Source organism: Duganella sp. Dugasp78 (assembly GCF_059491455.1).
The window spans coordinates 1,508,896-1,523,428 of the sequence record NZ_CP168506.1 but is presented as its reverse complement, the minus strand read 5'-3'; the positions used below and the strand labels follow the sequence as shown (position 1 = coordinate 1,523,428).

At 57.6% G+C, this 14,533-nt stretch carries 18 protein-coding genes; all 18 read left to right on the top strand.

Features of this window, described 5'->3' with window-relative positions:
- Positions 1-97: 97 nt before the first annotated feature.
- The 18 genes from fusA to rplE all read left to right on the top strand — a co-directional run bounded on the left by fusA (position 98) and on the right by rplE (position 14,528).
- Positions 98-2,203 (top strand): elongation factor G, encoded by a 2,106-nt coding sequence (gene fusA / locus ACEN9O_RS06805; protein ID WP_495616837.1) that lies wholly within the window; start codon positions 98-100, stop codon positions 2,201-2,203.
- A 69-nt stretch (positions 2,204-2,272) separates the two neighbouring features.
- On the top strand, positions 2,273-3,463 hold the full coding sequence (gene tuf, locus ACEN9O_RS06800; RefSeq protein WP_495616836.1) for an elongation factor Tu: 1,191 nt from the start codon (positions 2,273-2,275) through the stop codon (positions 3,461-3,463).
- Between the two features lie 194 nt (positions 3,464-3,657).
- Positions 3,658-3,975 carry a 30S ribosomal protein S10 gene (rpsJ, locus tag ACEN9O_RS06795; RefSeq protein WP_117014469.1) on the top strand — a complete coding sequence of 106 codons (318 nt, stop codon included), beginning with the start codon at positions 3,658-3,660 and terminating at the stop codon, positions 3,973-3,975.
- A gap of 304 nt (positions 3,976-4,279) precedes the next feature.
- Positions 4,280-7,099 carry a TonB-dependent receptor plug domain-containing protein gene (locus tag ACEN9O_RS06790; RefSeq protein ID WP_495616835.1) on the top strand — a complete coding sequence of 940 codons (2,820 nt, stop codon included), beginning with the start codon at positions 4,280-4,282 and terminating at the stop codon, positions 7,097-7,099.
- A 124-nt stretch (positions 7,100-7,223) separates the two neighbouring features.
- Positions 7,224-8,069, top strand: coding sequence for a DUF817 domain-containing protein (locus ACEN9O_RS06785; protein WP_495616834.1), 846 nt, complete (start codon positions 7,224-7,226; stop codon positions 8,067-8,069).
- Between the two features lie 216 nt (positions 8,070-8,285).
- Entirely contained in the window at positions 8,286-8,942 is a 657-nt protein-coding gene (gene rplC, locus ACEN9O_RS06780) for a 50S ribosomal protein L3 (RefSeq protein WP_020704370.1), read from the top strand.
- Positions 8,943-8,945: 3 nt separating this feature from the next.
- Entirely contained in the window at positions 8,946-9,566 is a 621-nt protein-coding gene (gene rplD, locus ACEN9O_RS06775) for a 50S ribosomal protein L4 (protein ID WP_117014458.1), read from the top strand.
- Positions 9,563-9,877, top strand: coding sequence for a 50S ribosomal protein L23 (rplW, locus tag ACEN9O_RS06770; protein ID WP_008444291.1), 315 nt, complete (start codon positions 9,563-9,565; stop codon positions 9,875-9,877). Before rplD ends, rplW begins: the two co-directional genes overlap by 4 nt.
- Positions 9,877-10,704: a 50S ribosomal protein L2 gene (rplB, locus tag ACEN9O_RS06765; RefSeq protein WP_020704372.1), complete on the top strand. Its 828-nt coding sequence runs from the start codon at positions 9,877-9,879 to the stop codon at positions 10,702-10,704. The genes rplW and rplB overlap by 1 nt, the downstream gene beginning before the upstream one ends.
- Positions 10,705-10,714: 10 nt before the next feature.
- Positions 10,715-10,990 carry a 30S ribosomal protein S19 gene (gene rpsS, locus ACEN9O_RS06760; RefSeq protein WP_008444295.1) on the top strand — a complete coding sequence of 92 codons (276 nt, stop codon included), beginning with the start codon at positions 10,715-10,717 and terminating at the stop codon, positions 10,988-10,990.
- Positions 10,987-11,319, top strand: a complete 333-nt coding sequence (gene rplV / locus ACEN9O_RS06755; RefSeq protein ID WP_176362469.1) for a 50S ribosomal protein L22 — start codon at positions 10,987-10,989, stop codon at positions 11,317-11,319. Before rpsS ends, rplV begins: the two co-directional genes overlap by 4 nt.
- A 10-nt stretch (positions 11,320-11,329) precedes the next feature.
- Complete coding sequence (gene rpsC / locus ACEN9O_RS06750) at positions 11,330-12,133, top strand: 30S ribosomal protein S3 (RefSeq protein WP_008444300.1); 804 nt, start codon at positions 11,330-11,332, stop codon at positions 12,131-12,133.
- 2 nt (positions 12,134-12,135) lie between these two features.
- Positions 12,136-12,555 carry a 50S ribosomal protein L16 gene (gene rplP / locus ACEN9O_RS06745; RefSeq protein WP_008444302.1) on the top strand — a complete coding sequence of 140 codons (420 nt, stop codon included), beginning with the start codon at positions 12,136-12,138 and terminating at the stop codon, positions 12,553-12,555.
- Positions 12,556-12,567: 12 nt separating this feature from the next.
- Positions 12,568-12,759 carry a 50S ribosomal protein L29 gene (gene rpmC, locus ACEN9O_RS06740; RefSeq protein WP_019923486.1) on the top strand — a complete coding sequence of 64 codons (192 nt, stop codon included), beginning with the start codon at positions 12,568-12,570 and terminating at the stop codon, positions 12,757-12,759.
- Complete coding sequence (gene rpsQ, locus ACEN9O_RS06735) at positions 12,756-13,025, top strand: 30S ribosomal protein S17 (protein ID WP_008444314.1); 270 nt, start codon at positions 12,756-12,758, stop codon at positions 13,023-13,025. The genes rpmC and rpsQ overlap by 4 nt, the downstream gene beginning before the upstream one ends.
- Before the next feature lie 264 nt (positions 13,026-13,289).
- Positions 13,290-13,658, top strand: a complete 369-nt coding sequence (rplN, locus tag ACEN9O_RS06730; RefSeq protein ID WP_008444317.1) for a 50S ribosomal protein L14 — start codon at positions 13,290-13,292, stop codon at positions 13,656-13,658.
- A gap of 9 nt (positions 13,659-13,667) precedes the next feature.
- Positions 13,668-13,982, top strand: coding sequence for a 50S ribosomal protein L24 (gene rplX / locus ACEN9O_RS06725; protein WP_008444319.1), 315 nt, complete (start codon positions 13,668-13,670; stop codon positions 13,980-13,982).
- A 6-nt stretch (positions 13,983-13,988) separates the two neighbouring features.
- Positions 13,989-14,528, top strand: a complete 540-nt coding sequence (gene rplE, locus ACEN9O_RS06720; RefSeq protein ID WP_008444321.1) for a 50S ribosomal protein L5 — start codon at positions 13,989-13,991, stop codon at positions 14,526-14,528.
- Positions 14,529-14,533 lie beyond the last annotated feature (5 nt).

Sequence of the window (14,533 nt, the reverse complement as noted above, 5' to 3'; positions counted from 1 at the left end):
TTCGTGGTCTGGCTGTTATCTGTTGTTCGAGGCCGGGCTCATTTTTGTCAGCAAAAATGGCGCTCGGTTTTGTCCATTCAAAGATTTAGGAATAATTATGGCCCGCAAGACCCCCATCGAGCGCTACCGCAATATCGGTATCTCCGCTCACATCGATGCAGGTAAGACCACCACCACCGAACGCGTCCTGTTCTACACGGGCGTGAACCACAAGATCGGTGAAGTTCACGATGGCGCCGCCACCATGGACTGGATGGAACAGGAACAAGAGCGCGGCATTACCATTACCTCGGCAGCGACGACCTGCTTCTGGAAAGGTATGGCTAACAACTTCCCTGAGCACCACATCAACATCATCGACACGCCAGGCCACGTTGACTTCACCATTGAAGTGGAACGTTCGATGCGCGTGCTGGATGGCGCTTGCATGGTTTACTGCGCAGTGGGCGGTGTACAGCCTCAGTCGGAAACCGTATGGCGTCAGGCCAACAAGTACAAAGTGCCACGTCTGGCCTTCGTCAACAAGATGGACCGTACCGGCGCCAACTTCTTCAAGGTCTACGAGCAGATGCGCGCTCGCCTGAAGGCCAACCCGGTCCTGATCCAGATCCCTATCGGCGCTGAAGACACCTTCAAAGGCGTGATCGATCTGGTCAAGATGAAAGCGATCCTGTGGGACGACGCGTCGCAAGGCATGAAGTTCGACTACGTCGACATTCCTGCAGAGCTGGCAGCTTCGGCCGCCGAATGGCGCGAGAAGATGGTTGAAGTCGCTGCTGAAGCGTCGGAAGACCTGATGAACAAGTACCTGGAAGAAGGTGACCTGTCGGAAGCCGAGATCAAGAAAGCGCTGCGCGAACGCACCATCGCTTCGGAAATCGTTCCGATGATGTGCGGTACCGCCTTCAAGAACAAGGGCGTACAGGCCATGCTGGACGCGGTCATCGAATACCTGCCGTCGCCACTGGACATCGACGACGTCGGCGGTACCGACGAGGACGAACAGCCGACCACCCGTAAAGCTTCGGACGAAGAGAAGTTCTCGGCGCTGGCGTTCAAGATCATGACCGACCCGTTCGTCGGCCAGCTGGCCTTCTTCCGCGTGTACTCGGGCGCCATCAATTCGGGCGACACCGTGTACAACTCGGTCAAAGGCCGTAAAGAGCGTCTGGGTCGTATTCTGCAGATGCACGCCAACCAGCGCGAAGAGATCAAAGAAGTGCGCGCCGGCGACATCGCCGCAGCAGTTGGTCTGAAAGACGTGACCACCGGCGAAACCCTGTGCGATCCGACCTCGATCATCGTGCTGGAGCGCATGGTCTTCCCTGAGCCGGTGATTCAACAGGCTGTGGAACCAAAGACCAAGGCCGACCAGGAAAAAATGGGTCTGGCACTGAACCGTCTGGCTCAGGAAGATCCTTCGTTCCGCGTCAAGACCGACGAAGAGTCGGGTCAGACCATCATCGGTGGTATGGGCGAGCTGCACCTGGAAATTATCGTCGACCGTATGAAGCGCGAATTCGGCGTGGAAGCGACCGTCGGCAAGCCACAGGTTGCCTACCGCGAAACGATCCGCAAAGCCTGCGAAGAATCCGAAGGCAAGTTCGTCAAGCAGTCGGGTGGTCGTGGTCAATACGGTCACGTGGTTCTGAAGATCGAACCGCAAGAACCAGGCAAGGGCTTTGAATTCGTTGACGCGATCAAGGGCGGTACCGTTCCTCGCGAATACATCCCTGCGGTGGAAAAAGGCGTGCGCGGCACCCTGAACACCGGCGTTCTGGCTGGCTACCCAGTGGTCGACGTCAAGGTCACGCTGTTCTTCGGTTCGTACCACGATGTGGACTCGAACGAAAACGCGTTCCAGATGGCCGCTTCGATGGCATTCAAAGAAGGCTGCCGCAAAGCGTCGCCAGTCATTCTGGAGCCAATGATGGCTGTGGAAGTGGAAACGCCGGAAGACTACGCCGGTACCGTGATGGGCGACCTGTCGTCCCGCCGCGGTATGGTGCAGGGCATGGACGAGATCCCAGGCGGCGGTGGCAAGATCATCAAAGCTGAAGTGCCTCTGTCGGAAATGTTCGGTTACTCGACCACCCTGCGTTCCGCAACGCAAGGTCGTGCTACCTACACGATGGAATTCAAGCACTACTCGGAAGCGCCTAAGCACGTGATCGACGCGATCGTCACCGCTAAAGCTAAGTAATTGGTATCTATTGCCGCCGGGGAGATCCTCCGGCGGCATATTTAAAACATTGTTCTAAGGAAGAATAAAATGGCAAAAGAGAAATTCGAACGGACCAAGCCGCACGTCAACGTCGGCACCATCGGCCACGTCGACCACGGCAAGACCACCCTGACCGCTGCAATCGCTACCGTTCTGTCGAAGAAATTCGGCGGCGAAGCTAAAGCATACGACCAGATCGATGCTGCTCCGGAAGAAAAAGCACGCGGCATTACCATCAACACCGCACACGTTGAATACGAAACCGCCGGCCGTCACTACGCTCACGTTGACTGCCCAGGCCACGCCGACTACATCAAAAACATGATCACCGGTGCAGCGCAGATGGACGGCGCGATCCTGGTTTGCTCCGCAGCTGACGGCCCAATGCCACAGACCCGCGAGCACATCCTGCTGGCCCGCCAGGTTGGCGTTCCATACATCATCGTGTTCCTGAACAAGTGCGACCTGGTCGACGACGCAGAACTGCTGGAACTGGTTGAAATGGAAGTGCGCGAGTTGCTGTCGAAGTACGACTTCCCAGGCGACGACCTGCCTATCGTTAAAGGTTCGGCCCGTATGGCGCTGGACGGCGACACCGGCCCAATGGGCGAGCAAGCCATCATGGCTCTGGCTGAAGCACTGGACACCTACATCCCTACGCCAGAGCGCGCAGTGGACGGCGCCTTCCTGATGCCAGTGGAAGACGTGTTCTCGATCTCGGGTCGCGGTACCGTTGTGACCGGTCGTATCGAGCGCGGCATCATCAAGGTCGGCGAAGAGATCGAAATCGTCGGCATCAAAGACACCGTCAAGACCACTTGCACCGGCGTGGAAATGTTCCGCAAGCTGCTGGACCAGGGTCAGGCTGGCGACAACGTTGGTCTGCTGCTGCGCGGCACCAAGCGTGAAGACGTGGAACGTGGTCAAGTTCTGGCGAAGCCAGGCTCGATCAAGCCACACAACCACTTCACCGGCGAGATCTATGTTCTGTCGAAAGACGAAGGCGGCCGTCACACTCCGTTCTTCAACAACTATCGTCCACAGTTCTACTTCCGTACGACTGACGTGACCGGTTCGATCGAACTGCCAGCGGACAAAGAAATGGTTATGCCAGGCGACAACGTGTCGATCACCGTCAAGCTGATCAACCCGATCGCTATGGAAGAAGGTCTGCGCTTCGCAATCCGCGAAGGCGGCCGTACCGTTGGTGCAGGCGTTGTTGCTAAAATCATCGCTTAATTTTTAAGCGCGGTTTGAAACACGGCCGGCATGGTGTGATACCATGTCGGGCTTAGCAGGGAATTCGCGGGGCCTGCCCCGCGCCTGCGTGCGGCCTGCCCTTGCAAGGGCAGGCTCCCTACCGGCACCAAACTCGTTCTTTTAAACATTGCTGACGCTACATAGTTGTCAGTTCGCTCTTTTGAGGAAATATCATGTCCGTTACCAATCAAAAAATCCGTATCCGCCTGAAGGCTTTCGACTACAAGCTGATCGACCAGTCCGCACTGGAAATCGTTGACACCGCCAAGCGCACCGGCGCCGTGGTCAAGGGCCCAGTCCCACTGCCAACCCGCATCCAGCGTTTCGACGTTCTGCGTTCGCCACACGTCAACAAGACCTCGCGCGACCAGTTCGAGATCCGTACCCACCAGCGCCTGATGGACATCGTCGACCCAACCGACAAGACCGTTGATGCACTGATGAAGCTGGACCTGCCAGCTGGCGTTGACGTCGAAATCAAACTGCAATAATCGTTTCCCAGCCGGCCGGCGGAGCAGTTTTTCCGCTGCCAGCTGATGATGGGGCCGGGCCTGTTCGCCAAACGCGAACGCGCCTGGCCCCATTGTTGTTTACGCCACGAGCAGTGGACTAAGTTGTTCCAAAAAACAACAATCACATAAATAAACTAACCAAATTGTAATGTAACGTACTGTATCGCTTGTTATTGCACCAATCTTGTGCGAAATTTGCGGCAGACGTGAAAAGCTAGGTTCATCTTACCGAGGTGAGCGATAGCGAACGCGCAGATTACATAACCACATCTGGGAGTAGTTCTTGAATAAACCACTTTTTAAAAAAAGTGCGATCGCCTTCGCATTGACCGTCGCTTTCTCACAGCACGCCTACGCTCAGCAAGCCGCTGCAGCCGAACCCAAACTCCAACGCGTTGAAATCACCGGTTCCAGCATCAAGCGTACCGATATCGAAGCGGCCGCCTCGGTCCAGATCATGAACCGCGACGACATCGAGCGCACCGGCGAGCACACCGTGCTGGGCCTGCTGCGTTCCGCGTCCTCCACCAGCACCAGCATCAGCTCCGCTACGAGCAGCTCGGGCAGCTTCGCTACCGGTTCGTCCGGCGTCAGCATGCGCGGCCTGGGCAAGGCCTCGACGCTGGTCCTGGTCAACGGCCGCCGCATCGCCCAGTACGGCCTGGCCGACGGCGCCCAGGAAAACTTCACCAACCTGGATGCGATCTCCACCGAAGCGATCGAGCGCATCGAGATCCTGAAGGACGGCGCATCCGCAATCTACGGTTCCGACGCGGTCGCCGGTGTGATCAACATCATCCTGCGCAAGGACTACGAAGGCGGCAAAGTCACGGTCAACTACGACACCGCCGACGGCTTCCAGGACAACCGCAACCGCAGCGCTTCGGCGATCTACGGCTACGGCGACGTCGAGAAGCAGGGCTTCAACACCTACCTGACCTTCGAAGGTTACAAGAGCGACGGCTTCACCCTCGGCGAACTGCGCAACAAGGTTCCGGCCTGGCACCGCCAGACCCCAAGCCGCTCGACCTGGGATGCCAAGAGCACCTACTCGCCGACCGGTAACTACTTCTTCAACAGCGCCAAGATCGTTGCCGCGCCTGGCTGCCCGGCCGACCAGATCGACCCGACCGACAAGCTGTGCAAATGGGACGCGCTGCCGTACTCCGGCCTGGCCACCAACGCCAAGCGCTATGCCGCGGTCAGCAACACCCATTTCAAGATCGGCGCCAACATCGACGCCAACTTTGAAATCACCAACGCCGGCGCCACCAATGACTATATCGTTGCTCCGCTGAGCGTCAACAACGGCGGGACGACCACTGCGTCCAACATCTGGTACAACGCGATCGACGGCAAGATGGTTGGTCCATACTTCTATCCGAAATTGCCGGTTGGGAACAACGGCAATATCAACTCGCAGCCGATCGAACTGCGCGCGCGCCTGATGGACACCGGCGACGGCTTCAACTTCAACCGCACCGAATCCGACCAGACCCGCGCCATGCTGGCCCTGAACGGCACCATCGGCGAATTTGACTGGAAATCGGCTGCCGGTTACATGACCTCGTCGGCCACCAAGGCAACCCGCGCAGTCAGCATGAAGGGTTACACCGACGCCATCGTCAACAACACCTACAAGTTCGGCCAGAAGAACGATCCAGCGCTGCTGGAATCGATGTTCCCGGTCCGTACCACCAAAGGCAAATCGAAGATTTCGTTCTTCGACGCCACCGTGTCCGGTGCGGTCGCCCAACTGCCGGCTGGCCCGCTGAGCGTTGCCGTCGGTACCGACCTGCGCCGCGAATCGTATGAAATGTCGAGCTCGGACAACGTCCTGCGCGGCGACGTGGTGGGCGTGTTTGGCCTGCAGGTCAAAGACACCGTCAGCCACTACGCGGTCTTCTCCGAAGCGACCATCCCGGTCGTCAAGCAGGTGGAGCTGAGCGCAGCGCTGCGCGCCGACAAAACCAGCGGCAGCGAAGCCCACGTCTCGCCTAAGCTCGGCCTGAAATACAACGTCACCGATGCCCTGCTGCTGCGCGGTACGGCGTCGGGCGGCTTCCGTGCGCCGAACATCGTCGAATCCGGCAATGGTCTGGGCCGCAGCTCGGTCGCCACCAACGTCAACGACCTGCGTCGCTGCCCGATCGCCACCACGCTGAACAATCTGGTTCAGAATTCGCCGACCGCGACCACCTCCGACAAGGCGATCGCCAACACCTTCCTGAGTAACGATTGCAAGGCACCGCTGCCGAGCTTCGTGAAGTCGAACCCTGATCTGAAGCCTGAAACCTCGCGTTCGTACACGCTGGGCATGGTGTTCGAGCCGGTCAAGAACTGGACCCTGGCACTCGATTACTACAATATCGAGCGCAAGGACGAAATCGGCACCCGTACCACCGGCGACATCTTGAAAGGCGAGGCGACGCTGCCAGCCGGCCAGCTGCTGCGCGTGGACAACACCGCCGCCGACAACGAGTTCCTGGCCCTGGTCAAGAAGTACGCACCGGGCAACACCACCAACTTCCAAGGCATCGGCAAGCTGGGCCTGGTCTACAACCCGTACGTCAACAGTGGCAAGACCAAGGCATCGGGCTTCGACTTCGACATGTCCGGTAAAGTGAAGATCCCGAACGTGGGCGATCTGCGCCTGAAGGTGGATGGCTCTTACGCGCTGAGCTACAAGGCCTTCCTGGTGGCTGACAACGCCTACGGCATGAATTCCGCCGGCAACTACGACATCGGCGCGCGTCTGCGCTACAAGGCGCGCGCATCGCTGAAAACTGGTCCATTCGACAATGGCGTTACGCTGAACTACAGTGGCGGCTACAGCCTGAACAGCGACGATACTCCGGACTACTGCGTTGCCAACAAGGTCGCTCCTGAGAACATGGCTGCTTGCAACCGCGTACGCAGCACCACCACGGTGGACTACAACCTGGCGTACACCGGCATCAAGAATGTCAAGCTGAGCCTGTTCATCAACAACCTGTTGAACCAGGATTCGTCGGTCAACTATCGCGACGGCTACGCTGTTGCGGGCAACACCATACTGCCGCTGTTCCGTACTTTCGGCGCCAGCGCTTCCTACAAGTTCTAATCGCTTAGAACTGCAAGTCTGAAAAGCCGGGCACCTCGTGCCCGGTTTTTTTTCGTCCTCAGCAACTGGACAGCGGGCGGCCTCGGCGGTACAGTCGCTTGCTAAAAAACCAACCGGAAACACCATGCTTGCTGCGCTCGACCTTCGCCTGCTCGACCACTCCGCCCGTACGGGTCTGCGCGGCTGGCCGCGCTTCCTGGCCGAGTTCCTGTACTTCGGCCTGAAGGAGGCGAGGGCGTGCCTGTTCGTCACGCTGTTCTTCGGCGCGGTGCTGCTGGTGCCGCGCGCCGGCGTGCTGGGCCTGCCGCGCTACGACGTGCTGCTGATCGTGGCGCTGGCGATCCAGGTGGGCATGGCGTGGTCCGGGCTGGAGAGCTGGGACGAGCTGAAGGCAATCAGCCTGTTCCACGTGGTCGGCTTCGCGCTGGAGGTGTTCAAGGTGTCGGGGACGATCCAGTCGTGGAGCTACCCCGACTTCGCCTACACCAAGCTGTGGGGCGTGCCGCTGTTCTCGGGCTTTATGTATGCGGCGGTCGGCAGCTACATCATCCAAGCCTGGCGCCTGTTCGGCTTGCGCATTCGTCATCATCCGCCGTACTGGATGGCGGTGCTGATCGCCGCGCTGATCTATGTGAACTTCTTTACCCACCACTACATCGGCGACTACCGCTGGTACCTGGCGGCCTGCGCGCTGGGCCTGTACGCCCGCACCACGGTGGTGTTCCGGCCGCTGGACCGCGACCGCCGCATGCCGGTGCTGCTGGCCTTCGTGCTGATCGGCTTCTTCATCTGGCTAGCCGAGAACCTGAGCACCTTCTGGGGCGTGTGGCGCTATCCCAACCAGCTGGGCGCCTGGTCGGCGGTGCACGTCAACAAGTGGAGTTCGTGGTCGCTGCTGGTGGTGATGACCTTCACCATCGTCGCTCACCTCAAGCACATCAAGGCCAGCATCCACGTGCCCGAGCACTGAGCGCCAGCCCGCATGGCGCCGCCATTTGCGTGCCTGATCGCCACCGTCCCGCCAAAGCCGCGGAAACCCGACATACCTCGTATTAAGTTGTTGCGTCAAGGGTCTTTTCGCGCTACACTAGCCGGCTTCGGTATGGATACGTCTTTTTATTGGTCCGTACTAATTTTAGTAGTTCAACATATCCCCGCCCAATCGTAGGTGGGAATTGGAGAAAAAATGAGCCTTGGCCTTCTCGGTCGCAAGGTTGGTATGATGCGCATCTTCACCGATGACGGGGATTCGATCCCAGTCACCGTGTTGGACGTATCGAACAACCGTGTTGCGCAAATCAAAACTCCTGAAACCGACGGTTATACCGCGGTTCAGGTCGCATTCGGTCAACGTCGCGCTTCCCGCGTAACGAAGGCTGTTGCTGGTCACCACGCTAAAGCCGGTGTCGAAGCTGGTACTCTGTTGAAAGAGTTTCGCGTTGACGCAGCCAAAGCTGCCGAACTGAAAGCTGGCGACGTTGTTGCTGCTTCCCTGTTCGAAGTCGGTCAGAAGATCGACGTTCAAGGTGTCACGATCGGTAAAGGCTATGCCGGTACCATCAAGCGTCACCACTTTGCTTCGGGCCGTGCTACCCACGGTAACTCCCGTTCGCACAATGTCCCAGGTTCCATCGGTATGGCGCAAGATCCAGGCCGCGTGTTCCCAGGTAAGCGCATGACCGGTCACCTCGGTGACGTCACCCGCACTGTGCAGAACCTCGAAATCGCCCGTATCGATGCCGACCGTCAGCTGCTGCTGGTCAAAGGCGCGATCCCAGGCGCGAAAAATGGCCAGGTAGTGGTATCGCCTGCTGTCAAAGTTAAAGCAAAGAAGGGAGCTTAAACGATGGAACTCAAGCTCTTGAACGCTCAAGGTCAAGCCGCCTCTAACGTTGCCGCCGCCGATACCATCTTCGGCCGTGACTACAACGAAGCCCTGATCCACCAAGTCGTCGTTGCTTACCAAGCCAATGCTCGCAGCGGCAACCGTAAACAAAAAGACCGTGAAGAAGTCCACCACACGACCAAGAAGCCATGGCGCCAAAAAGGTACCGGCCGCGCTCGTGCTGGTATGTCGTCGTCGCCACTGTGGCGCGGCGGTGGTCGCATCTTCCCGAACTCGCCTGACGAGAACTTCACCCACAAAGTGAACAAGAAGATGTATCGCGCAGGTATCTGCTCGATCCTGTCCCAGCTGGCCCGCGAAGACCGTCTGACGGTTATCGAAGACCTGACGATCGAAGCGCCAAAGACCAAGCTGCTGTCGCAAAAGCTGACCGGCATGGGCTTTGACTCGGTTCTGATCATCACCGACGTCGCCAACGAAAACCTGGAACTGGCATCGCGTAACCTGCCTAACGTACTGGTTGTTGAACCGCGTCACGCAGATCCAATGTCCCTGGTGTTCTACAAGAAGATCCTGGTCACGAAAGCTGCACTGGCCAAGATTGAGGAGATGCTGGCATGAGCGCATTGAAATTTAGCGAAGAGCGCCTGATGAAGGTGCTGCTGGCTCCGGTCATTTCCGAGAAGGCCACCATGGTCGCGGAAAAGAACGAACAGATCGTGTTCCGTGTAACCACCGACGCGACCAAGCCAGAAATCAAAGCCGCTGTTGAACTGCTGTTCAAAGTGGAAGTGGAATCGGTGCAGACCGTCAACCGCGAAGGTAAGCAGAAGCGTTCCGGTGCCCACACCGGCCGCCGCAACCATACCAAGCGTGCTTTCGTGTGCCTGAAACCTGGCCAGGAAATCAATTTCTCCGAGGAGGCTAAATAATGGCACTCGTTAAGATGAAGCCAACCTCCCCAGGCCGTCGCGGCATGGTGAAAGTTGTGAACCCGGACCTGTACAAAGGTCGTCCGTTCGCAGCCCTGGTTGAGAAAAAATCGAAAACTGCTGGTCGTAACAACAACGGCCACATCACCACCCGCCACATCGGCGGTGGTCACAAGCAGCACTATCGCCTGATCGACTTCAAGCGTCAGAAGGATGGCATTCCAGCGAAAGTGGAACGTATCGAATACGATCCAAACCGCACCGCGAATATCGCCCTGCTGTGCTACGCCGACGGCGAACGCCAGTACATCATCGCCACCAAGGGCATGTCCGTTGGTGATGCAGTGATGAATGGTTCGGAAGCGCCGATCAAGTCGGGCAACTGCCTGCCGATCCGCAACATTCCAGTCGGTACCGTCATGCACTGCGTCGAAATGCTGCCAGGTAAGGGTGCCCAGATGGCCCGTTCCGCCGGCGCCGGCGTGGTCCTGATGGCCCGTGACGGCACCTACGCCCAGGTTCGCCTGCGCTCGGGTGAGGTGCGTCGCGTGCACATCGAGTGCCGTGCAACCGTGGGTGAAGTCGGCAACGCCGAACACAGCCTGCGTAAAATCGGTAAAGCTGGCGCGATGCGCTGGCGCGGTGTTCGTCCTACCGTTCGCGGTGTGGTCATGAACCCGGTCGATCACCCGCACGGTGGTGGTGAAGGTAAAACTGCAGCTGGTCGTCATCCAGTGTCGCCTTGGGGCCAACAGACTAAGGGTAAGAAGACCCGCAGCAACAAGCGTACTTCTTCCATGATCGTCTCGCGCCGCGGCAAGAAATAAGGGGTAGCACATGACTCGTTCATTGAAAAAAGGGCCGTTCTGTGACGCCCACCTGGTGAAAAAAGTCGAAGCCGCGCAAGCTGCCAAAGACAAGAAGCCAATCAAAACCTGGTCCCGTCGTTCGACCATCATGCCTGACTTCATCGGCCTGACGATCGCCGTCCACAATGGCAAGCTGCACGTGCCAGTGTACGTTTCCGAGAACATGGTTGGTCACAAGCTCGGTGAATTCGCGCTGACCCGCACGTTCAAGGGCCATGCCGCTGACAAGAAGGCGAAGAAATAATGGAAACCAAAGCTATCCTCAAGGGTGTGCGCTTGTCGGATCAAAAAGGTCGCCTCGTGGCTGACCAGATCCGCGGCAAGAAAGTTGACGCTGCACTCAACATTCTGCAATTCAGCCCAAAAAAGGGCGCGACCATCATCAAGAAAGTGCTGGAGTCGGCTATCGCCAACGCCGAGCACAATGATGGCGCGGACATCGACGAACTGTTCGTGAAAACGATCTACGTCGAAAAGGGCCCGATCCTAAAGCGCTTCACCGCACGCGCTAAAGGCCGGGGCGATCGCATCTCGAAACAATCGTGTCACATTTACGTGACCGTCGGCAACTAAGGAGCTAAATATGGGTCAAAAAATCCACCCAACCGGCTTCCGCCTGTCGGTTACCCGTAACTGGGCGTCGCGTTGGTACGCAGGCAACAGCAACTTTGCCTCGATGCTGAACGAAGACTTGAAAGCACGCGCTTACCTGAAGACCAAGCTGAAGAACGCTTCGGTTGGCCGCATCGTCATCGAGCGTCCTGCCAAGAACGCGCGCTTCACGATCTACAGCTCGCGTCCGGGCGTGGTCATTGGTAAAAAAGGCGAAGACATCGAAGTACTGAAGTCGGCGCTGACCAAGATCATGGGCGTGCCTGTCCACGTGAACATCGAAGAAATCCGCAAGCCGGAAATCGACTCGCAGCTGATCGCCGATTCGATCGCCCAGCAGCTGGAAAAGCGCATCATGTTCCGCCGCGCGATGAAGCGTGCGATGCAAAACGCCATGCGTCTGGGTGCCCTGGGCATCAAGATCATGTCGTCGGGTCGTCTGAACGGTATCGAAATCGCTCGTAAAGAGTGGTATCGCGAAGGCCGTGTGCCACTGCACACCCTGCGCGCCGATATCGACTACGGCACCAGCGAAGCTTCGACCACCTACGGCATCATCGGTGTCAAGGTGTGGGTCTACAAGGGTGACCGCGCGCCTAACGGCGACGCACCAGTCATCGATACCCCACCGGACGAGAAGAAGCCACGTGGCCCACGTCGTGACGACGGCAAACCAGCTGGCCGTCCGCGCCCAGCAGGCGCCGGCGCCAAGCCAGCCGCTCCAGGCGCTCGTGTACGCACTGCCGCCAAGCCGGCCGAGAAAGCAGGAGAATAATCATGCTGCAACCAGCACGCAGAAAGTATCGTAAAGAGCAGAAAGGCCGTAACACCGGCATTTCGCACACCGCCGGCACTTCGGTGTCGTTCGGCGAGTTCGGTCTGAAAGCCGTTGCCCGTGGTCGTATCACGGCACGCCAGATCGAGGCAGCACGTCGCGCCATGACCCGTCACATCAAACGTGGCGGCCGTATCTGGATCCGCGTGTTCCCGGACAAACCGATCTCGAACAAGCCTGCCGAAGTCCGTATGGGTAACGGTAAAGGTAATCCGGAGTACTACGTCGCTGAAATCCGTCCAGGCAAAGTCCTGTACGAAATGGATGGCGTCGCAGAAGAACTGGCGCGCGAAGCATTCCGCCTGGCCGCTGCCAAACTGCCACTGGCGACCACCTTCGTGGTCCGTCAAGTTGGTCAATAACAGGAGTGAAATATGAAAGCATCTGAACTCCGCGGCAAAGACCAGGTAGCTCTGCAAAAAGAGCTGAATGACCTGTTGAAGGCACAGTTCGGCCTGCGTATGCAAATCGCTACGCAACAGCTGAGCAACACTTCGCAGCTCAAGAAGGTACGTCGCGATATCGCACGTGTAAAAACGGTAATGAACACGAAGGAAGCCAAATGACCGAACCAGTAAAGTCGCTCAAGCGCACCCTGATCGGTAAAGTGGTGTCCGACAAGATGGACAAGACCGTTACCGTTCTGATCGAACGTCACGTCAAGCATCCTTTGTACGGCAAGATCATCGTCCGCTCGAACAAGTATCACGCGCACGACGAGACCAACCAGGTGAAAGCCGGTGACACGGTGGAAATCGTGGAAGGTCGTCCGATCTCCAAAACGAAGGCATGGACCGTGACGCGCGTGGTGCAAGCCGCGCAAATCGTTTAATTGAAGTTGTCGCCTCCGGTCTTAGTGCCGGGGGCGATTTTCAATTAGTTCTTGCAAGCCCGCGAGTTGTATGTAATACTTGCGGGCTTCGTTCATGTAACGCCGCAAAGTGTCTGGCCACAGACGCTGAACCGTGCGGTCAGTAGCAAGACGAAGGTCAAGCACCCAAACAGTGGGCTCTTCATGAGTCCTCTGGCGGGACCAAGACTGACCGCAGGTCCGCATTGTGTGGATTCTTCGGCTTAAGTTGGGAAAGAGAATACTATGATTCAAACTGAAAGCCGGCTCGAAGTGGCTGACAATACCGGTGCCAAAGAAGTTATGTGCATCAAGGTATTGGGCGGCTCCAAGCGCCGTTATGCTGGCATCGGCGACGTGATCAAGGTAACCGTTAAGGTTGCTGCGCCACGCGGTCGTGTCAAAAAAGGTGAAATTTATAACGCCGTGGTAGTGCGCACCGCTAAAGGTGTTCGCCGCCAAGACGGTTCCCTGGTGAAGTTCGACGGCAATGCCGCCGTTCTGTTGAACGCCAAGCTGGAACCGATCGGTACCCGTATTTTTGGACCAGTGACGCGCGAGCTGCGCACTGAAAAGTTCATGAAGATCGTGTCCCTGGCACCGGAAGTCCTGTAAGGAGTCGTAATGGATAAGATTCGTAAAAACGACGAAGTCATCGTTCTGACCGGGAAAGACAAGGGCAAACGTGGCGTCGTTCAGCAGCGTATCGATGCTGAGCATGTCGTGGTTGAAGGCGTCAACGTCGCTAAAAAAGCGACCAAGCCTAACCCAATGACTGGCGTACAAGGTGGTATCGTCGACAAGACTATGCCGATTCACGTGTCCAACGTTGCATTGTTCAATGCAGCGACTGGCAAGGCAGACCGTGTCGGTTTCAAAGAAGTGGATGGCAAAAAAGTCCGCGTCTTCAAATCGTCCGGCGAAGTAGTGAAGGCTTAAGAAATCATGGCACGTCTCCAAGAATTCTATAAAGAAAAAGTCGTCGCCGACCTGACCGCGAAATTCGGTTACAAGTCGGTGATGGAAGTTCCACGTCTGACCAAGATCACCCTGAACATGGGTGTCGGTGAGGCCATCGCGGACAAGAAAGTCCTCGAACACGCTGTGGGCGACCTGACCAAGATCGCTGGCCAGAAGCCGGTGACCACCAAGTCGCGCAAAGCTATCGCGGGTTTCAAGATCCGTGAAGGCTACCCGATCGGTACCATGGTCACCCTGCGCGGCGCTCGTATGTACGAGTTCCTGGATCGCTTCATCACCGTGGCCCTGCCGCGCGTGCGCGATTTCCGCGGTGTGAATGGCCGTTCGTTCGATGGTCGTGGTAACTACAACATCGGCGTGAAAGAGCAGATCATCTTCCCGGAAATCGAGTACGACAAGATCGATGCGCTGCGTGGTATGAACATTTCGATCACCACCACCGCCAAGACCGACGACGAAGCGAAAGCTCTGCTCGCCGCCTTTAAATTCCCGTTCAGGAACTAAGAAGA